This is a genomic window from Polymorphospora sp. NPDC051019 (genome assembly GCF_040683055.1).
Taxonomy (GTDB): domain Bacteria; phylum Actinomycetota; class Actinomycetes; order Mycobacteriales; family Micromonosporaceae; genus Polymorphospora; species Polymorphospora lycopeni.
Genome location: NZ_JBFBCH010000005.1, coordinates 362,912 through 382,630, shown reverse-complemented (window position 1 = coordinate 382,630; position 19,719 = coordinate 362,912). Strand labels below are relative to the sequence as shown.

15 protein-coding genes are annotated in these 19,719 nt (G+C 73.2%); 12 read left to right on the top strand and 3 right to left on the bottom strand.

Annotated elements, in window-relative coordinates; genetic code table 11:
* Positions 1–316: 316 nt before the first annotated feature.
* A complete protein-coding gene (locus tag AB0M79_RS13030; protein WP_364211826.1) occupies positions 317–1,579 on the bottom strand; it encodes an amidohydrolase in 1,263 nt (420 codons plus the stop codon).
* A 768-nt stretch (positions 1,580–2,347) separates the two neighbouring features.
* On the opposite strand from AB0M79_RS13030, the gene AB0M79_RS13025 reads away from it, so the two are divergent.
* Both AB0M79_RS13025 and AB0M79_RS13020 read left to right on the top strand, forming a co-directional pair.
* On the top strand, positions 2,348–4,372 hold the full coding sequence (locus AB0M79_RS13025) for a protein kinase (RefSeq protein ID WP_364211823.1): 2,025 nt from the start codon (positions 2,348–2,350) through the stop codon (positions 4,370–4,372).
* A gap of 134 nt (positions 4,373–4,506) precedes the next feature.
* On the top strand, positions 4,507–6,180 hold the full coding sequence (locus AB0M79_RS13020; RefSeq protein ID WP_364211820.1) for a phospho-sugar mutase: 1,674 nt from the start codon (positions 4,507–4,509) through the stop codon (positions 6,178–6,180).
* Positions 6,181–6,339: 159 nt separating this feature from the next.
* Here the strand turns inward: AB0M79_RS13020 and AB0M79_RS13015 are convergent, their stop codons facing one another.
* Positions 6,340–7,017 carry a GPP34 family phosphoprotein gene (locus tag AB0M79_RS13015; protein WP_357538839.1) on the bottom strand — a complete coding sequence of 226 codons (678 nt, stop codon included), beginning with the start codon at positions 7,015–7,017 and terminating at the stop codon, positions 6,340–6,342.
* Between the two features lie 279 nt (positions 7,018–7,296).
* Here AB0M79_RS13015 and AB0M79_RS13010 point away from each other — a divergent pair, with 279 nt between their 5' ends.
* Entirely contained in the window at positions 7,297–7,779 is a 483-nt protein-coding gene (locus AB0M79_RS13010) for an 8-oxo-dGTP diphosphatase (protein WP_364211817.1), read from the top strand.
* Between the two features lie 394 nt (positions 7,780–8,173).
* Here the strand turns inward: AB0M79_RS13010 and upp are convergent, their stop codons facing one another.
* Positions 8,174–8,806 carry a uracil phosphoribosyltransferase gene (upp, locus tag AB0M79_RS13005; RefSeq protein ID WP_364211814.1) on the bottom strand — a complete coding sequence of 211 codons (633 nt, stop codon included), beginning with the start codon at positions 8,804–8,806 and terminating at the stop codon, positions 8,174–8,176.
* Between the two features lie 149 nt (positions 8,807–8,955).
* Here upp and deoC point away from each other — a divergent pair, with 149 nt between their 5' ends.
* The 9 genes from deoC (at position 8,956) to cydC (ending at position 19,644) form a co-directional block, all read left to right on the top strand.
* Positions 8,956–9,906, top strand: a complete 951-nt coding sequence (gene deoC / locus AB0M79_RS13000; RefSeq protein WP_364211811.1) for a deoxyribose-phosphate aldolase — start codon at positions 8,956–8,958, stop codon at positions 9,904–9,906.
* 2 nt (positions 9,907–9,908) lie between these two features.
* Complete coding sequence (locus AB0M79_RS12995; protein WP_364211808.1) at positions 9,909–11,345, top strand: aldehyde dehydrogenase family protein; 1,437 nt, start codon at positions 9,909–9,911, stop codon at positions 11,343–11,345.
* Complete coding sequence (locus AB0M79_RS12990; protein WP_364211805.1) at positions 11,338–12,168, top strand: aldehyde dehydrogenase family protein; 831 nt, start codon at positions 11,338–11,340, stop codon at positions 12,166–12,168. Before AB0M79_RS12995 ends, AB0M79_RS12990 begins: the two co-directional genes overlap by 8 nt.
* Before the next feature lie 38 nt (positions 12,169–12,206).
* The gene (locus AB0M79_RS12985) at positions 12,207–12,614 is read left to right on the top strand and encodes a BlaI/MecI/CopY family transcriptional regulator (protein ID WP_357538845.1); all 408 of its coding nucleotides are present in this window, start codon (positions 12,207–12,209) and stop codon (positions 12,612–12,614) included.
* Between the two features lie 4 nt (positions 12,615–12,618).
* Positions 12,619–13,539: a M56 family metallopeptidase gene (locus AB0M79_RS12980; RefSeq protein ID WP_364211801.1), complete on the top strand. Its 921-nt coding sequence runs from the start codon at positions 12,619–12,621 to the stop codon at positions 13,537–13,539.
* 112 nt (positions 13,540–13,651) lie between these two features.
* A complete protein-coding gene (locus tag AB0M79_RS12975; protein ID WP_364211799.1) occupies positions 13,652–14,908 on the top strand; it encodes a cytochrome ubiquinol oxidase subunit I in 1,257 nt (418 codons plus the stop codon).
* 10 nt (positions 14,909–14,918) lie between these two features.
* The gene (locus AB0M79_RS12970; RefSeq protein ID WP_364211796.1) at positions 14,919–15,923 is read left to right on the top strand and encodes a cytochrome d ubiquinol oxidase subunit II; all 1,005 of its coding nucleotides are present in this window, start codon (positions 14,919–14,921) and stop codon (positions 15,921–15,923) included.
* On the top strand, positions 15,920–17,689 hold the full coding sequence (cydD, locus tag AB0M79_RS12965; RefSeq protein WP_364211793.1) for a thiol reductant ABC exporter subunit CydD: 1,770 nt from the start codon (positions 15,920–15,922) through the stop codon (positions 17,687–17,689). Before AB0M79_RS12970 ends, cydD begins: the two co-directional genes overlap by 4 nt.
* Positions 17,686–19,644, top strand: a complete 1,959-nt coding sequence (cydC, locus tag AB0M79_RS12960) for a thiol reductant ABC exporter subunit CydC (protein WP_364211790.1) — start codon at positions 17,686–17,688, stop codon at positions 19,642–19,644. The genes cydD and cydC overlap by 4 nt, the downstream gene beginning before the upstream one ends.
* Positions 19,645–19,719 lie beyond the last annotated feature (75 nt).

Sequence of the window (19,719 nt, the reverse complement as noted above, 5' to 3'; positions counted from 1 at the left end):
CACCGTCAGCCACTTCCGGGCCGTATGACGGCCCGGCCCCTCAACGCAGCAGACGACGACGAACTCGACCGCGACCGGGGCCGCGAACAGACCACGAGCAAGGTCGCGGGTAGACCACGACCAGGGCTATCAATTCACCGCGACCAGAGTCGCGAGTCGACCGAGCGCCGCCGCACCGTCTGGAGCCCGAGGACCGCGCCGCGAAGCGGTCGCGGCCCGCAGGGCGAAGACGGTGCGTTCAGGCGGAGCGAGCCAGCCCCGCCGGAGGCGGGGCCAACCAGTTCAGCCAGCCCTCGCGGAGCGAGGGCCAACCAACTCAGAACGTGCCGGCGGCCAGTGCGGCCAGCGCGGTGTGCACCATCACCCGCACGCCGTACCCGATCGCCCGCTCGTCGACGTCGAACGCGGACTGGTGGATGTCGAAGCCGCTGTCGACGCCCGGAACGCCGGTGCCGAGCCGGATCATCGCACCGGGCACCTGGTCCAGGTAGAAGGCGAAGTCCTCGCCGCCCATGCTGATCTCGGCTTCGACGACACTGTCGGGTCCGAGCGCGGCCCCGGCGGCGCCCGCGACGATCGCCGATGCCATCCGGTCGTTGATCACCGGCGGAACGCCCCGGGTGTAGACCACCTCGGCCTCGGCACCGGTGCCGGCGACGACGTCCTTGACGAGCTGGCTGATCAGCTCGGGCGCCTCCCGCCACGCCTCGCGGTTGAGGATCCGTACGGTGCCCTTGATGCTGCCTTCGCCGGGGATGGCGTTGTACGCCTCGCCGGCGTGCACCCGTCCCCAGACCATGGAGACGCCGGCGCGGGCGTCGATCCGCCGGTCGAGCAGGGCCGGTACGTCGACGATCACGCGGCCGAGCGCGTGGATCAGGTCCGCGGTCAGGTGTGGGCGGGCGGTGTGCCCGCCCCGGCCGGTGAGCCGGACCTCGACGGTGTCGGCGGCGGCGGTCAGCGGCCCGGAGCGGACGCCGACCAGGCCGGCGGCCAGTTGGGGGGCGCAGTGCAACGCGTAGATCGCGGCCACGTCGTTCAGCCCACCGGCGGCGATCACCTCGGGTGCGCCGGACGGGATGACCTCCTCGGCCGGCTGGAAGAGCAGGCGTACGCGGCCGGGCAACTCGTCGCGGTCGGCGAGTTGGGCGAGCGCGAGGCCGACACCGAGCAGGACGGTGGTGTGTACGTCGTGCCCGCAGGCGTGCGCCACCCCGTCGACCGTGGAGCGGTAGGGCACGTCCTTGGTGTCGGGCAGCGGCAGCGCGTCGAGGTCGGCGCGCAGCGCGATGACCCGGTCGCCTTCGCCGACGTCGCAGATGACTCCGTTGCCCTTGGGCAGCAGGCGCGGGTTGAGACCGGCCACGGCCAGCTCGCGGGCGATCAGCGCGGCGGTTTCGAACTCCTGGTGGGACAGCTCGGGATGCGCGTGGATGTGGCGACGCACGCTTACCAGTTCGGCTCCACGGGAGGCGAGCCAGCGGTCGAGCTGACCGGGCAACGCGTCGGCCCCGGGCGGAGTTTCGGGCCAGGACGACGCCAGTGGACTGCTGGTGGGCAGTGTCAACGCACTCGTCACGTCGAATTCTCGATCAGTAGAAGTTTGTGATCCGTTGGACAGCCTAGACCGAGGACGGTGACGCTGCGCAACTTCGTTACGGTAGTATTCAGATCGCACAGAGTCACGAAATCCCTGCTGAGTTGCTCGCGCGGCAGCGTGTGCACTGGTTTCGTTCGCCGCCATGTCTCGCACACCTCCTACAACGTGTGACAGTCGCGATGGTCACGTCGGGTGCATAACAAAACGGACGTAAACCCCTAGACCACCACCAAGTGGAGGTGTCGTCCAGTCCTGACGAACGCGTACGGCGAACATCGATCAGACCCGAGCCCGCCCCCACCGTGCCACACCCGCGCACGTTTCGCCCGCACAGGCGGTCCGTCGCCGTCACCCACCGTAGGTACCCGCAGGTCCGGCCGATACACCCCAGCCCCTACGGGGCGTGACGAAACGACGGGCGGCGGCAGCGGCACCCACCTTCGGCCCGGCGGGGCCCGTCGACCCGGACACCCCACGTTACGCAGCGTCCCACAGTCTTCGCCGACCGTATGCGGGCCGCGGGACGCCCCTTTCGGCGAATGGAGCACGTTCGCCGGATCCACGCTCCGCCGAACGGGTAAGGGATTCCGCACGCTGCGTACAACTTTCGGGACTTAGGGCAACGGTGCGGCTGCAACCAGTCAACTTCGGATCGAGGTCCACCCTCGCCTTTTCCTTCTGGCATCCCAACCGCCAAGATAGAGGGGTTGTTATCCGGGACCCTCGATTACCTCGGCGGCATTTCCTGTGACTCAAATTCCGACGTGGAGTGGCGGACCAATCAGCCCTACCAGCGGACGCGCGGCACCAGGCACCACAATCGGCGGACGGTACGCACTTCGCGCAGCCGTCGGCCACGGCGGCATGGGCACGGTGTGGCGGGCAGCCGACACGCTGCTGCGCCGCGACGTGGCGGTGAAGGAGGTCATCCTCCCGCCCGGACTCGCCCCCAGCGACCGCGACGCCATGTACGAACGCACACTGCGCGAGGCGCGGGCCGCGGCGGCCCTGCAACACCCCGCGGTCGTGCAGGTCTACGACGTGGTCACCGAAGCCGGTCGGCCATGGATCGTGATGGAACTGCTCGACGCCCGCAGCCTCGCCGACATGGTGATCGAGGACGGCCCGTTGGCCCTCCGGGCGGTCGCCAAGATCGGCATCGCGCTGCTCGGCGCACTGGAGGTGGCGCACGCAATCGGAGTACTGCACCGCGACGTGAAGCCCGCCAATGTGCTGATCTGTTCCGACGGCCGCTGCGTACTCACCGACTTCGGTGTCGCCCGGATGCCGACGGACGTGCAGCTCACGACCCCTGGCATGGTTCTCGGCTCGCCGCACTTCATCTCTCCCGAAAGGGCCATGGGCAGCGAGTTCGGGCCGCCCAGCGATCTCTTTTCCCTCGGTGTCACGCTCTACACCGCCGTCGAGGGTCGTCCGCCGTTCGACCGCGGTGACCCGATCGAGACGATGCACGCCGTGGTCGAGGACCCGCCCGCGCCGATGACCCGGGCCGGCGTACTCGGACCGATGCTGATGGGGCTGCTGGAGAAGGACCCGGCCCGCCGGCTCGACACCCACACCGCCCGCAACATGCTCCGGGAACTGCTGGCCGGCCAGCTCGCCAGCAAGGCACCGGGCCACCTGACGACCGATCCCTACTCGGTCGTACCCGCGCAGCGGCCGGCCTGGCAGCCGCCGACCCCCCCGGCGGCGCCAGCGGGGTCGGCGCCGGCAGCGGCGCCGCCCGCGAAGCCCTCGCAGCCGGCGCCGACCGGCAACATCGGCGGCCGGGCGATGATCGCCCCCGGCGAGTCGCTGACCGACCGGCTCGCCGCGCTGCGGAAGGCCGGCCGGCAGATGCCGACCCCGGCCCAGTACGCGGCCGCCGGGCTCGACCCCGACAACCCCGGCGCGACCGGCGAGATGCCGGCACCGCAACCGCAACGGTGGGACGAGCCGACCGCCCAGGCCTGGGCGCCCGGCGGCGTGAACGCGGCGGCCACCCAGGTCGGCCCGACCGTCGCCGCCCGACCGTCGCCGCCGCCTGGCCCGGCCACCGTCGCCGCCCCGGTCGTCACCGTCGGCGCCCCGGCACCGCCCGCCCAAGGTGGGCCGGGTGCCGTTTCGCAGGCCGTCGCCGGCGTACAGCGCACCGGAAACTCCCTGATCACCACAGTGAAGGGCTGGCCGCGCAAGATCCAGCTCGCCGCCGCCGGCGGGCTGGCCGTGCTGCTGCTGATCGGCGCCTTCGTGGTCTTCAACGGCTCCGACGACGAGGCACCGTCCACGCCACCGGTGGTCGCGCCCACCGAACCCGCCGGGCCGGCGTTCGAGGTGCAGACGCACGCCGAACGCGGGCTGTCGGTCAACGTGCCCAAGGACTGGAAGCAGACCGGCACCGGGGTGTGGATCGACTTCACCGACCCGGAGGACTCCGGCCGGCGGGTACGCATCCTGGTGGAGAAGGCCAACACCGACCCGATGCGCTTCCTCCAGGCCGCCGCCGGGCGGCTGGACAAGAACGCCTCCTCCTGCGCCAAGCCGTACAACCAGATCGTCCTGCGTCAGGTCGAGCTCGCCGGCCAGCCGGCCGCCGAACTCGAATACACCTGCGGTGACGGCGAGACCAAGCGGCACGGCGTGTGGCAGGCCGTCATCGCCAACGGCACGGCCTACTCGTTCTACCTGACCTCGCCCGAGACCCGGTTCGAGGAGAGCCGGCCGGTCTTCGACGAGATGACCCGCACCTTCCAGGTGACCGGCAACGGATAGCCGTCGCCAGACCACCGGCGGCCCCATCCCGCTCCGGCGGGGTGGGGCCGCGGCGTATCCCGGCCGGATCCCGGTTCCGGCGGGACTGCCGGGCCGGGGCGGCATACCGGGCCGGCCCGTGTTATCAAGACGGGATGGCAACCGGCACCGGCACGACCGGACTAGACGAACTGCGCGAGCGCGCCCGGATCTGGCTCGACGACGACCCGGATCCCGCCACCCGCGACGAACTCCGGCAGGTGATCGACCGGCTGCCGGGCAGCGCGGCCGAACTCACCGACCGGTTCGCCGGGCCGCTGACCTTCGGCACCGCCGGGCTGCGCGGGCCGCTACGGGCCGGCCCCAACGGCATGAACCTCGCCGTCGTCACCCAGGCCGCCGCCGGCCTGGTCGCCTGGCTCGCCGCCCGCGACGCCGACGGCCCGCTGGTCATCGGGTACGACGCCCGGCACGGCTCCAGGGCGTTCGCCGAGCAGACCGCCAAGGTGGCGACCGGTGCCGGCCGGGAGGCCGTCCTGCTCCCCCGCCCGCTGCCGACCCCGGTCCTGGCCTACGCCGTACGACGGCTCGGCGCGGCGGCCGGTGTGATGGTCACCGCCAGCCACAACCCGCCCCAGGACAACGGCTACAAGGTCTACCTGGGAACCGCGCTCGGCGGCCCGTCCGGCGCCGGCGCCCAGATCGTGCCCCCCGCCGACACCGAGATCGAGGCGGCGATCCGGGCCGTCGGACCGCTGTCCGCGGTGCCGCTCGGCGACCCCGGCACCGTCCTCGGCGAAGACCTCGTCGAGTCGTACGTGGACAGTGCCGCCGCCGTGGTCGACCGGGACGGGCCACGCGACCTGACGATCGCCTACACGCCGCTGCACGGGGTCGGGGCCACCGTGCTCACCGCCACCTTCGCCCGCGCCGGCTTCGGCACCCCCGCCGTCGTCACCGAGCAGGCCGCACCCGACCCCGACTTTCCGACGGTCAGCTTCCCCAACCCCGAGGAACCGGGCGCCACCGACCTGCTGACAGCCCTCGCCGAGCAGACCGGCGCCGACATCGCCATCGCCAACGACCCCGACGCCGACCGGTGCGCGGTCGCCGTACCCGACGGCGGGAAGTGGCGGATGCTGCGCGGCGACGAGGTCGGCATACTGCTCGCCGACCACCTGATCCGCCGGGGCCGGACCGGCCTCTACGCCACCACCATCGTGTCGTCGTCGATGCTGCGGACCATCTGCGCCGCCCGCGGCCTGCCGTTCGACGAAACACTCACCGGTTTCAAGTGGATCGTCCGGGCCGGGGCGGGCGACGAGCCCCTCGCCTACGGCTACGAGGAGGCGCTCGGCTACTGCGTCGCCCCCGACCACGTACGCGACAAGGACGGGATCAGCGCCGCGCTGACCGTCGCCGAACTCGCCGCCGGGCTCAAGGCCGAGGGCCGTACGCTCACCGGCCGGCTCGACGAGCTGGCCGCCGAGTTCGGGGTGCACGCCACCGACCAGCTCTCGGTACGCGTCGACGACCTCTCCGAGATCGACGCCGCCATGACCCACATCCGCAACCGCACCCCCGACACGCTGCTCGACGAGCCGGTCACGTCCACGGAGGACCTGCTGCCCGCCGCCGACGTGCTGATCCTGCGCACCGCCTCGACCCGGGTCGTCGTACGCCCCTCCGGCACCGAGCCGAAATTGAAGGCGTACCTCGAGGTAATCGAACCGGTCGCCGCGGACGACGTCCCCGGGGCCCGGGGCCGGGCGGCCGCGTCGTTGCAGGCACTGCGCACCGAAACCGCCGCCGCGCTCGGCATCTGGTGACCGACACCGGGCGCCCGGGCCGACCGGTGCGGGCGCCCGGGCTGCTGTTGCCCGTCGGCCGGACGGCTCGAGGGCTCGGCGGCCACCAGGCGGCTCGGCGGCCGAGACGGTCAGGCGGCTCGAGGGCTCGGCGGCCCGCCGGCCGGGACGGTCAGGCGGTCAGGCGCGGGCGCCGAGGGCGGCGTCGATGGCCCGGGTCAGCGTGGCGATCACCAGCGCCACCGACGGCCGTACGGTCGACTCGTCGAGGCTGACCGTGCCGCCGAACCCTGCGCTGCCGGCGATCTCCTGCAGCCGGCGGTGCGCGTCGTCGATGGCGGAGCCGCTGAGCCCGAGGGTCGGCTCCATCCGCACGGCGGCGATCAGGGTGGCCAGTGCGGCCGTACGCTCGTCGGGCGTCCCGTCCCCGGTGAGCGCCTTCGCCAGCCGGTCCCGGGCATCGGTCTCGGCCGTCGCGTCGGTCATCGGGTAGCGGTGCACGTGGATGAACCCGAGGGCGGTCTCGTCGACATCCTGGACGATCCCACGGGCGACCAGGCCGGCGAGCACGCGGTCGCGCAGGCCGTGCCGCAGCCGCTGCACCCAGGCGGCCGGGCTGTTCGGGGTGTCGGCCGCGATCCGGGCCAGCACCTCGTCGGCGAGCGGTGAGCCGGTCGGCGTCTCGTCGATCACGACCATCGAGCCATCGGAATAGGCCAACCGGCCGGCGAGCGCCAGGTCGACCAGCACCGCCGCGGCCATCCCCAGGTCCAGGCCGATCCGCGAGCCGGTCGCCTTACCGGACTCGTCGTCGTAGGCCAGCAGCAGCAGCTCTTCGGCGAGAGCAACAGACGTCATGGCCCGGAACGGTAGTCGGTCCGCGCATGTCCCGCATCCATCCTGGCCGTCCGATCGTAGACACGCTCCGCCGCCGCTGCCGGCGGGCGCCGTATCCGGGTGTACCGACCGTCGCACCAGCGCCCGGGCCGGTCCCCCCGCCACCGGGCCCGGTCACCGGACCGCTGTTCGCCACCGGACCGTTCCTCGCGGCCGGACCGTTCCTCGCGGTCGGGCCGCCGGACGGCCGGGCCTACGGTCCCGCCGGCCCGGCCGGACCGGTTCGCTTAAGGTGGCCCGGTGCAGGCCATCATCGCGACGCTCGGCTACGTGCTGTCCCCCGACCGCCGGCAGGTGCTGATGCTCCGCCGCGACGCCCGCCCCGACGACCTGCACTACGGGTATTACAACGGCCTCGGCGGCAAGCTGGAGCCGGGCGAGGACGTGGTCGCCGGCATGCGCCGCGAGATCCACGAGGAGTCCGGCCTGGACTGCGAGACCGTCGAGTTGGCCGGCACGGTGTCGTGGCCGGGCTTCGGGCGGTCCGGCGAGAACTGGTTCGGCTTCGTCTTCCGTATCCCGTCCTGGACCGGCGAGCCGAAGCAGGACTGCCCCGAGGGCACCCTGCTCTGGACCGACCTGGCCGACATCCTGGCCGGCCGCGTGCCGATGTGGGAGAGCGACCACCACTTCCTGCCCCTGGTCTTCGCCCCCGAGCCCCGCGTCTTCCACGGCGTCATGCCCTTCAAGGACGGCAAGGCCCAAAGCTGGAGCTGGAGCTGACTCCGCCTGCTGCCCTTCGCCGGCAAGCCGCCGAAGGATGTTGATCTGAGCGGGAGAGACCCTATCCAGCCCGGATAGGGTCTCTCCCGCTCAGATCAACAACGCACACCCTCAGACCAAAGCCAACGATCCCAACAAAGCAGACAGCCATCGCCCGCAACCACCGCAAACCGAAACACCCCGACGAAGCAATCGACGGACAGCTCTGACCGTGACCGGAGTCGCGAGTCGACCGAGCGCCGCCGCACCGTCTGGAGCCCGAGGACCGCGCCGCGAAGCGGTCGCGGCCCGCAGGGCGAAGACGGTGCGATTAGGCGGCGCGAAGCGGAGCGAGCCAGCCCTCGCTCCGCGAGGGCTGGCTCAGCCAGCCGAGCCGCAGGCGAGGCCAGCAAACTCAGAACCGGGGCATACCGCCGAACTGACGGTCGCCGGCGTCGCCGAGGCCGGGGACGATGAACTTCCGGTGGTTGAGCCCTTCGTCGATGGAGGCGGTGACGACGCGCAGCGGCAGGCCGGAGCGGCGCAGCCGGTCGATGCCTTCGGGGGCGGCGAGTACGCAGAGCACGGTCATGTCGGTGCAACCGCGTTCGGTGAGCAGCCGGCAGCAGTGTTCGAGCGATCCGCCGGTGGCGAGCATCGGGTCGAGGACGAGGACCGGGATGCCGGTGAGGTCGGCGGGAAGCGACTCCATGTAGGCGCGGGGCTCGTAGGTGTGTTCGTCGCGGGCGAGGCCGACGAAGCCCATCGACGATTCGGGGAGCAGGGCGAGGGCGGCGTCGGCCATGCCGAGGCCGGCGCGCAGGACCGGTACGAGCAGTGGCGGGTTGGCGAGCCGGGTGCCCTGGGTGGGGCCGACCGGGGTTTCGATGGGGTAGCGCTCGGCGGGGAAGGTGCGGGCCGCCTCGTACACGAGCATGGTGGTGAGTTCGTGCAGGGCGGCGCGGAACGCCGCCGAGTCGGTGCGGGCGTCGCGCATCGCGGTGAGTCGCGAGCCGGCCAAAACATGATCAACTACGAGTACGTCCACGATCGCTCAACCTACCCGCCCGTACGCACCTGTCCTTACCGAGGCGTGGGCGTACCCGTCGGCCCCGTACCGGGCGTGAGTGGATGGGGCGTCCGTCGATGGGCGCGCGAGCCGGATCGCGGGATCGGCGCGTGCGTAGACTCGGGCGTATGACGGCGACAACGGTGTCCGAGCTGTCCCATGTGACAGGGTCAGAGGCGGCTCTTCGTGCTTTCCTGCACGGGTTGCCCGGTGTCGACCAGGTGGGCGCGGAGCAGCGGGCCGCGATGCTCGGCACCCGGTCGATCAAGACGACGGCCAAGGCGTGGGCGATCGACCTGGCGATCCGGATGGTCGACCTGACCACGCTGGAGGGCGCCGACACCCCGGGCAAGGTCCGCGCGCTGTCGGCGAAGGCGGTGCGCCCGGACCCGGCCGACCCGTCCTGTCCGGCGGTGGCGGCGGTCTGCGTCTATCCGGCGATGGTGCCGGTGGCGGCCGAGGTGCTGCGCGGGACCGGGGTGCACCTGGCGAGCGTGGCGACCGCGTTCCCGTCCGGGCAGGCGCCGCTGGAGGTCAAGCTCGCCGACACCCGGGCGGCGGTGGCGGCCGGCGCCGACGAGATCGACATGGTGATCAACCGGGGTGCCTTCCTGTCCGGCCGCTACCTGGAGGTCTTCGAGGAGATCACCGCCGTGAAGGAGGCGTGCGGCGCCGCGCACCTGAAGGTGATCCTGGAGACCGGCGAGCTGGCGACGTACGACAACGTGCGCCGCGCCTCGTGGCTGGCGATGCTGGCCGGCGGCGATTTCATCAAGACCTCCACCGGCAAGGTTCCGGTGGCGGCGACGCTGCCGGTGACGCTGGTGATGCTGGAGGCCGTACGCGACTTCCGGGCCCGCACCGGCCGGCAGGTCGGGGTCAAGCCGGCCGGCGGCATCCGCACCACCAAGGACGCGGTCAAATACCTGGTGCTGGTCAACGAGACCGCCGGGGAAGACTGGCTCGACCCGGACTGGTTCCGGTTCGGCGCGTCGACGCTGCTCAACGACCTGCTGATGCAGCGGACCAAGTTGACCACCGGCGCCTACTCCGGCCCCGACTACTTCACGCTGGACTGATCATGGGTGTCTTCGAATACGCCCCGGCGCCCGAGTCGCGCGCCGTGGTCGACCTCAAGCCGTCGTACGGGCTGTTCATCGGCGGCGAGTTCGTCGATCCGGCCGACGGCGGCAGCTTCAAGTCGGTGAACCCGGCGTCGGAGGAGGTGCTCGCCGAGGTCGCCGAGGCGGGCGCGGCCGACGTCGACCGCGCGGTACGCGCCGCCCGGAAGGCGTACGACAGGGTGTGGGGCCCGATGCCCGGCCGGGACCGGGCCAAGTACCTCTACCGGATCGCCCGGATCGTCCAGGAGCGCGGCCGGGAGCTGGCGGTGCTGGAGTCGCTCGACAACGGCAAGCCGATCCGCGAGTCGCGTGACGTCGACATCCCGCTGGTGGCGGCGCACTTCTTCTACTACGCGGGCTGGGCCGACAAGCTGACCCACGCCGGGTACGGCCCGGACCCGCGCCCGCTGGGCGTGGCCGGCCAGGTGATCCCGTGGAACTTCCCGCTGCTGATGCTGGCCTGGAAGATCGCGCCGGCGCTGGCGGCGGGCAACACGGTGGTGCTCAAGCCGGCCGAGACGACGCCGCTGTCCGCGCTGCTGTTCGCCGAGATCTGCCAGCAGGCGGACCTGCCGCCGGGCGTGGTCAACATCGTGACCGGGGCCGGCGAGACCGGCCGGGCGCTGGTGGAGCACGACGGCGTGGACAAGGTGGCGTTCACCGGGTCGACGCAGGTCGGCAAGCAGATCGCCCGCTCGGTGGCCGGCACCCGTAAGAAGGTCACCCTGGAGCTGGGCGGCAAGGCCGCCAACATCGTCTTCGACGACGCGCCGGTCGACCAGGCGGTCGAGGGCATCGTCAACGGCATCTTCTTCAACCAGGGCCACGTCTGCTGCGCGGGTTCGCGGCTGCTGGTGCAGGAGTCGGCGTACGACGAGGTGCTGGAGTCGCTGAAACGGCGGATGGCCCGGCTGCGGGTCGGTGACCCGCTGGACAAGAACACCGACATCGGCGCGATCAACTCGGCGGAGCAGCTGGACCGGATCCGTACGCTGTCCGACATCGGCGCCGAGGAAGGCGCCCAGCGCTGGTCGCCGCCGTGCGAGTTGCCCGACCGCGGCTTCTGGTTCGCCCCGACGATCTTCACCGGGGTCACCCAGGCGCACCGGATCGCCCGCGAGGAGATCTTCGGCCCGGTGCTGTCGGTGCTGACGTTCCGCACTCCGGCCGAGGCGGTCGAGAAGGCCAACAACACGCCGTACGGGCTGTCGGCCGGAATCTGGACCGAGAAGGGTTCCCGGATCCTGTGGATGGCCGACCGGCTGCGCGCCGGTGTGGTGTGGGCCAACACGTTCAACAAGTTCGACCCGACCTCGCCGTTCGGCGGCTACAAGGAGTCGGGCTACGGCCGCGAGGGTGGCCGGCACGGGCTGGAGGCGTACCTCGATGTCTGAGCGGCAGCGGGTGGCGGTGCGTAAGACGTACAAGCTGTTCGTCGGCGGGAAGTTCCCGCGCAGCGAGTCGGGACGGTCGTATCTGGTGCAGGACTCGAACGTGGCGCTGGCCTCGCGCAAGGACGCCCGGGACGCGGTCGTCGCGGCGCGGGCGGCGGTGAAGGGGTGGTCCGGGGCGACCGCCTACAACCGGGGGCAGATCCTCTACCGGATCGCCGAGATGCTGGAGGGCCGCCGCGACCAGTTCGTCGGCCTGGGGCTGCCGGCCGACGAGGTCGACGAGGCGATCGACCGGTGGGTCTGGTACGCCGGCTGGGCCGACAAGATCGCGCAGGTGTACGGCGGGGCCAACCCGGTCGCCGGCCCGTACTTCAACCTGTCGGCGCCGGAGCCGACCGGGGTGGTGGCGGTCGTCGCGCCGTCGACGCCAGCGCTGCTCGGCCTGGTCAGTGTCGTCGCGCCGGCGATCGTGACCGGCAACACGGTGGTGGTGCTGGCGGCCGAGGAGTCGCCGCTGGCGGCGATCACCCTCGCCGAGGTGCTGGCCACCTCCGACCTGCCGGGTGGGGTGGTCAACATCCTGACCGGCCGGGTGGCCGAGACCGCGCCGTGGCTGGCCGCGCACATGGACGTGAACGCCGTCGACCTGACCGGGGTGACCGAGCCGGAGCTGGCCGCCGACCTGGAGCGGGCGGCGGCCGAGAACCTGAAGCGGGTGCTCCGCCCGCCGGCGGACGCACCGGACTGGTCGGCCGACCCGGGCGTGCACCGGATGACCGCGTTGCTGGAGACCAAGACGGTCTGGCATCCCCGGGGGATCTGACCGCACCGGGCATCTACTACACGCTGTAGGCTTAGCCCGTGATACGACTGGGTGACCTCGAGCGGGCCGTGATGGACGTGTTGTGGGATCGCGGCCCCGCCGCTGACGGGCGGGTCGGGGTGAGCGTCCGCGAGGTCGCCGAGGCACTGCACGACCGCGAGCTGGCCTACACGACGGTGATGACGGTCCTCGACCGGCTGGCCGGCAAGGGCATGGTCGAGCGCGAGCGCGAGGGCCGGGCCTGGAGCTACCGGCCGGCGGCGACCCGCGAGGCATACATCGCCCAGTTGATGCTGGACGCGCTCGACCTGGCCGGCAGCCGGGACGCGGCACTGGTGCGGTTCGCCCGGTCGGTGACCGGAACCGAGGCCGACGTGCTGCGGGCGGCGCTGGCCGCCGAGGCCGAGCCGGCCATGGCGGACGAGGCCGCGGACCGGCGAGGCTGATCCGGTGGTTCAGGCCGTCCACTTCGCCGCATCGCTCCTGGCCTGTTATGTGACCGCCCAGGTGCTGCTGCGTACGGGTTGGTTGGGTCGCTCGTGGACGTGGCACAGTCCGCGGGTGGCGATCGTGTGCTGGCAGGCGCTCGGCCTGGCGTTCGGGTTGTCGGCGATCGGCCTGCCGATGGCGCTGGGGCTCGGGCCGTACGGGACGGGCACCGGCGCGGCCCTGTGGATGCTGGCGACCGACCTGTTCGGTGGCCGGCTGCCGGCGGGGATGACCGTGGTGCACCTGGGGCTGGTCGGGATCGGGTTCGGGGTGGCCGCGACGCTGCTCGGGACGCTGGCCCGCAGCCTGCTCGGCGCCTTGCGCGTCCAGCGCCGGCACCGCGACCTGCTGACCCTGGTGGCGCGGAACGATCCGGCGGTGCCGGGCGCGCTGGTCCTCGACCATCCGAGCGCGGCGGCCTACTGCCTGCCCGGCGTACGGCCGCGTGTGGTGGTCAGTGCCGGCACCCTCTCCCTGCTCGACCGGTCGCAGCTGGCGGCGGTGCTCAGCCACGAACGGGCGCACGCCGACGAGCGGCACGATCTGGTGCTGTTGCCGTTCACCGCGCTGTGCCGGGCGCTGCCCTGGGTGCGCTGGGTGCGTACGGCGCACGACGAGGTGGCGCTGCTGGTGGAGATGCGCGCCGACGACAAGGCGCGGCGGCTGCACGCCGACGAGTCGCTGGCGGCGGCGTTGCTGCGGTTCGCGACCGCGCCGTCGCGGGTGACCCCGGCCGGGGCGCTCGGCATCGCCGACAGCCATCTCGACGCCCGGGTGAGTCGGCTGCGGGTGACCGGCCGGCCGCCGCGACTGCGGGTGGCGTCGGCACTGGGCGTGGCGGCGCTGCTGGTGTCAATACCGGTCACCCTCTTCGTTTCCTGAGCCCGGCCAGCCGCCCGGGCACGCGAGATACCGACTCCTATAGGTAGGCAAACTACGTGTAGCCTGCCCCGCAATGGTGGCCCGACCTGGGCCCGAAGACCGGAGGGTGGCCATGGACCCGCTGCTCCTCGCGCGCCTGCAGTTCGCCACGACGACCTCGGCGCACTTCCTCTTCGTACTGGTGACGCTCGGCCTCGTGACCCTGCTCGTCTACCTGCACACCGCCTGGTTCGTGACCAAGAAACCGGAGTACGAGCGGCTGCTGCGCTTCTGGGGCACCCTCTACGTGATCAACTACGTGCTCGGCATCGGCACCGGCATCGTGCTGGAGTTCCAGTTCGGGCTCAACTGGAGCGGGCTGTCCCGCTACGTCGGCAACGTCTTCGGGGCGCCGCTGGCGATGGAGACGCTGGTCGCGTTCTTCCTCGAGTCGACGTTCCTCGGCATGTGGATCTTCGGTTGGCACCGGCTGCGGCGGGGCGTACACCTGGCGCTGCTCTGGGGCGTCGCGCTGACCGCGTACCTGTCGGCGTTCTGGGTCATGGTCGCGAACGCGTGGCTGCAGAACCCGGTCGGCTACCGGATCGAGGACGGCGTCGCGCACCTCACCGACTTCGGCGCCCTGCTCACCAACCCCGCGCTGGGCAGCGCGCTCGGGCACGTCGTCGCCGCCGCGCTGGTCACCGGCGGGATTCTGATGGCCGGCGTCAGCGCCTGGCACCTGATCCGGCGTACGCCCGACCACGACCTCTTCCGGCGGTCGCTGCGGATCGGCCTGGTCACCACGACGGTCGCGACGATCGCCACGGTCGGCTTCGGCTTCGCGCAGTTCGTCGTGCTCGCCACCACCCAGCCCACCAAGCTCGGCGGCGACCCGGCCGACAGCGCCGCGCTGATAGACGAATGGACCACCCGGTTCGGGCCTGGCGACTACTCGCCACCGGCATGGACCGGTGTCCCGCTCGAACTGATGATCATGATCGGATTCGGTCTGCTGCTCCTCGCCGTACTCGTGCCGCTCTGCTGGCGGGACTACATCATCCGGCTCCGGTTCCCGCTCTACCTGCTGCTGTTCGCCGTACCGCTGCCGTTCCTCGCCTCGATCTCCGGCTGGATCACCCGTGAGGTCGGTCGCCAGCCCTGGGCGGTCTACGGACTGCTCAGCACCACCGACGCGGTCACCCCGGCCAGCGGCGGGCTCATGCTCGCCTCGCTGATCGGCTTCACCCTGCTGCTCGGCGCGCTCGTGGTCGCCAACTGGATCATCTTCGCCCGGTACGCGGCCCGGGGCGCACACCCCGACCTGGCTCTCGGCCGGCCGGTCGACGACCAGCCCGCGGCTCCCCGCCCCGACCCGGCGCTCGTCTGAGGAGGCCCCGATGGAAACCCTCTGGTACGCCCTGTTCGGCCTCTTCTTCGCCACCTACCTGGTGCTCGGCGGCTACGACTACGGCACCGGGCTGCTGCTCGCCCGCACCCGGTCCGTCGACGGCCGGCGGGCCATCCTCAACGCCATCGGACCCTTCTTCCTCGGCAACGAGGTCTGGCTGGTCGCGGCCATCGGCATCCTCATCGGCGCCTTCCCGTTCCTCGAAGGCGAGCTCCTCTCCGGCCTGTACCCCGCCGTCGCGCTCGCGCTGGCCGGTGTCGTCGTCGTCACCGTCGCCGTACAACTGCGCAGCCGGCCGGCCAGCCCTCGGATCCGCACCGCCTGGGACCGCGCCGTCATCGCCGGTTCCGTGATCGCCGCACTCGGTTGGGGTGCCGTGCTGGCCGGGCTGCTCCAGGGGGTCCCGCTGCAGGCCGGGCGGCACGCCATCGGCGTCGGGCACGTCTTCACCCCGTTCGTCGCCGCCGGGGCGCTCGCCCTGCTGGCCCTGGTCACCGTGCATGGCGCCGCCTTCCTCGCGCTGCGCCTGCCGGCCGGGCCGGCCGACCACTTCGCCCGGCTCGGCCGCCGCCTGGCACCGGCCGCGATCGGCGCCGTCGGCCTGGCCGCCGCCGTCGGCGCCCTGTCCGACCGGGTACGCGCCGCCGTCCAGCAGCCGGGTGTGGCCGTACTCATGCTCGTGGTCCTGGTCACCGCACTGGCCGTCGCCGGCACCGCGATCACCCGGCGTCCCGGGCTCGCGTTCGCCGCCACCTCGCTCGCGGTCGCCCTGCCGGTGCTGCTCGTCGGGGCCGCGACCTGGCCGTACGCGCTGTTCTCCAGTGCCGACCCGGCCGCCGGCATCACCGTCGCCGAGGCCGCCGCCAGCGACCCCACCCTGCGCCTGCTGACCTGGGCGGCGCTGCCGCTCCTGCCGGCCCTACTAGGCTTTCAACTGATGAGCTGGTGGGTCTTCCGCGGACGCACCGACGGCCGGGCACCGGTGTACTGGTGAGCAACCGCCGCCCCTTCGATCCGCGCCTGCTGCGCCGGGTCCCCGCGACCCGGCGCCACCTGGCCGTGCTCGGACTCCTGGGGGTCGGCGCCGCCGCACTGGTCATCACGCAGGCGACCGCGCTCGCGACCGTGCTGGCCGAGGCGATCCACGGCCGGCTAGACCGCACCGCGCTCGCCGTCTTCGTCGTCACCGTCGCCGCCCGGGCCGGGCTGGTCTGGGCACAGGGCGTGGTCGCCGCCCGCAGCGCCGCCGCGGTCAAGGCGGCGCTACGGGTCGACCTGCTCGACGCGGTCGGCCGGCGCGGTCCGGGCTGGCTCGCCGGCCAGCGGGCCGGCACGATCGCCACCCTCACCGGGCGCGGGCTGGACGCGCTCGACGCCTACTTCACCGGCTACCTTCCCCAACTCGTGCTCAGCGTCACCGTGCCGATCGCGGTGCTGGCCCGGCTGACCTTCGCCGACTGGAGCTCGGCGCTGATCGTCGCGGTCACCCTGCCGCTCATCCCGATCTTCGGCGCACTGCTGGGCTGGCAGGCCCAGGCCGCGACCGAACGGCAGTGGCGCCGCCTCTCCCGGCTCGGCGGGCACTTCCTCGACATGGTCGCCGGGCTGCCCACGCTGCGCGCCTTCGGCCGGGCCCGGGCCCAGGTCGACGTCGTACGCCGGATGGCCGACGGTCACCGCCGGGCGACGATGAGCACCCTGCGCATCGCGTTCCTGTCGGCACTCGTCCTGGAACTGGTCGCCACGCTGTCGGTGGCGCTGGTCGCCGTACCGATCGGGCTGCGGCTGCTCGGCGGCGGGCTGACCCTCCAGACCGCGCTGCTGGTGCTGCTGCTCACCCCCGAGGCATACCTGCCGCTGCGGGCCGCCGGCAGCCGCTTCCACGCCAGCATGGAGGGGCTGACCGCGCTCGACGAGGCGCTGACCCTGTCCACCCGGGAGAAGCCCGGGCCCGGTGTCACGGCCACCCCGCGCGAGGCGGCGGCCACCCCGGCGCCGGGCGGCGCGATCCGGCTGGAGTCGGTGACCGTCGACTACGGGCGTACGGTCGCCCTGCGCGACGTCTCGCTGACCATCCGGCCCGGTGAACGGATCGCGGTCGTCGGCCCCAGCGGCGCCGGCAAGAGCACGCTGCTCGGCCTGCTGCTCGGGTTCGTCACCCCGACCGGCGGGCGGGTCGTCACCGGCGCCGACCGGTGGCCGGCCACCTGCGACGAACCCGGGCTGGTGCTCGTCGACGGCGCCGGCCCCGCCGACGTCGACCTCGACGCCTGGCGGCGGCGGATCGCCTGGGTGCCGCAACGCGCCCACCTGTTCGCCGCCTCGCTGGCCGACAACATCCGGCTCGGCCACCCCGATGCCCCGGCCGACGCCGTACGGCGGGCGGTGCGCGCCGCGAACCTCGACGACGTCGTACTCGGCCTGCCCGACGGGCTCGACACCCTGCTCGGCGAACGCGGTCACGGCCTGTCCAGCGGGCAGCGGCAGCGGGTCGCCCTGGCCCGCGCCTTCCTGCGGGTCGAGTTCGCCGGCCCCGAGCCGCTGATCCTGCTCGACGAGCCGACCTCGCGCCTCGACGGTGCCGCCGAGGCGGTCGTCCTCGACGCCACCCGTCGCCTGGTCGCCGGCCGGACCGCGTTACTCGTCGCCCACCGGCCGGCACTGCTGCGGGAGGCCGACCGGGTGTTGCGCGTCGACGACGGGACGGTCCGCGAACTGACCCCCGACCGTCCGGCGCCCGACGTGGTGGCGACCGCATGACGCCCACCACCGCCGCCGACCGGACGAGCGCAACGGTCCCGTCGCCCACGCCGGCCCCGGCCGGAACCGGCGGCCGGGCGGACACCCGCGCCGGTGGCCGGGGCGGCGGTGGCACCCCGGCCGGAGCGCGCCGGCTCGGCGCCGAGCGCACCGTGCTGCGGCTCGCCCGCCCCTACCTGCCCCGGCTGGTCGGCGCGGGGCTGCTCGCCGCCGGCACCGAGATCGCCGGGCTCGCCCTGATGGCGACCGCGACCTGGCTGCTGATGACCGCCGCCGGCCGCCCCGAACTCGACACGCTGACCGTCGCCATCGTCTCGGTGCGGGCGCTGGCCATCGGGCGGGGCGTGCTGCGTTACACCGAACGGCTCGCCGGCCACGACGCCGTCCTGCGGATGGTCACCGACGTACGGGCCCGGGTGTTCGCGACGCTGGCCGCCCGGCCCGGCCCGGTCGCCGGCCAACGTTCCGGTGACGCGCTCAGCCGGCTGGTCTCCGACGTCGAGGCCGTGCAGGACCTGGTGCTGCGGGTGCTCGTACCGGCCGCCGCCGCGACCGTGGTCGGCCTGCTGGCGGTCGCCGGCACGGCGTTCGTCTCCCCGGTGGCGGCGCTGTGCCTGCTCGCCGGGCTGCTGGTCGCCGGCGTCGCGCTGCCCGTCGCGGCGACCGCACTGACCCGCCGTACGGCCGACCGGGTGGCTCCGCTGCGCGGCGCGCTCGCCGTCGACGCGGTCGACCTGACCCAGGGCGCGGCCGACCTGGCCGCCTTCGGGGCGACCCGGGGAGCACTCGACCGGGCCGGGACGCGCGCCGCCGAACTCGCCCGGCTCGAACGCCGGCTCGCGGTCACCGGCTGGGCGGTCGACGGCGCCGGCACCCTGGTCGTCGGCGCGACGGTGGCCGCCGTGGTGGTCGCCGCGCTGGGCGCCGACGTCGGCGGGGTCCTCGTCGGGGTGCTGGCCGTCGGCACCCTCGCCGCGGTCGAGGCGACGCTGGCGCTGGTCGGCGCCGCCCGGCAGTGGACGCTGCTGCGCGCCGCGCTCGGCCGGGTCGCCGACCTGCTCGGACCCGACCGGCCGGCCGCGCCCGCACCCGCCGCCCCAGGCCCGCCGGTGCCCGCCGACCCGAGCCCGCCGATGCCCGCCGGGCCGGCCGGCGCCGGGTCCACGCCTGACCGGGCGCCGGGCGGCTCCGGTCACGACTGCCGGCTCGACGGCGTGACGGTGCGCTACCGGGCCGGCGCCGCCCCGGCGCTCGACGACGTACACCTCGACCTGCCCGCCGGCCGCCGGATAGCGGTCGTCGGGCCGAGCGGCGCGGGCAAGAGCACCCTGCTCGGCGTCCTGACCGGCACGGTCCGGCCGACCACCGGCACGGCCACCGTCGACGGCACCGACCTGTTCGGCCACGATCCGGAACGACTCCCCCGGCTCGTCGGCGGCCTGCTCGCCGAGGCGTACGTGTTCCACGCCACCGTCCGCGAGAACCTGCTGCTCGGCCGGGCCGACGCCGACGCCGACGAGCTGGCCGCCGCGGCGGCCGCCGCCGGCCTGCTCGACTGGATACGCCAGCAGCCCGACGGCTGGGACACCGTGGTCGGCGAGGACGGCGCCCAGCTCTCCGGCGGCCAGCGGCAACGGCTGGCCCTGGCCCGGGCGCTGCTCGCCGCGCCCGCCGTACTCGTGCTCGACGAGCCGACCGAGGGCCTCGACCCGACGGCCGCGGACGCGGTCCTCGACGGTGTGCTCGCCGGCCTCGACCCGCGACGCAGCCTGGTGCTGGTCACCCACCGGCTGCGCGGGCTCACGGGCGTCGACGAGGTGCTGGTCCTCGACGCCGGGCGGATCACGCAGCGCGGGACCGCCGCCGAGCTGGCCCGCCGGCCCGGCTGGTACCGCGACCAGTGGCAGCTCCAGGAGGCCGCCGAGCGCGGCTACCTGGCGCTCGGCCCGGCCTAGAGGATGGCCGGGCGTGAGGCCGGCCACCCTGATCCGGATATCCGGACAAGTCCTGACCCGCCGGCGGGCCCGTCC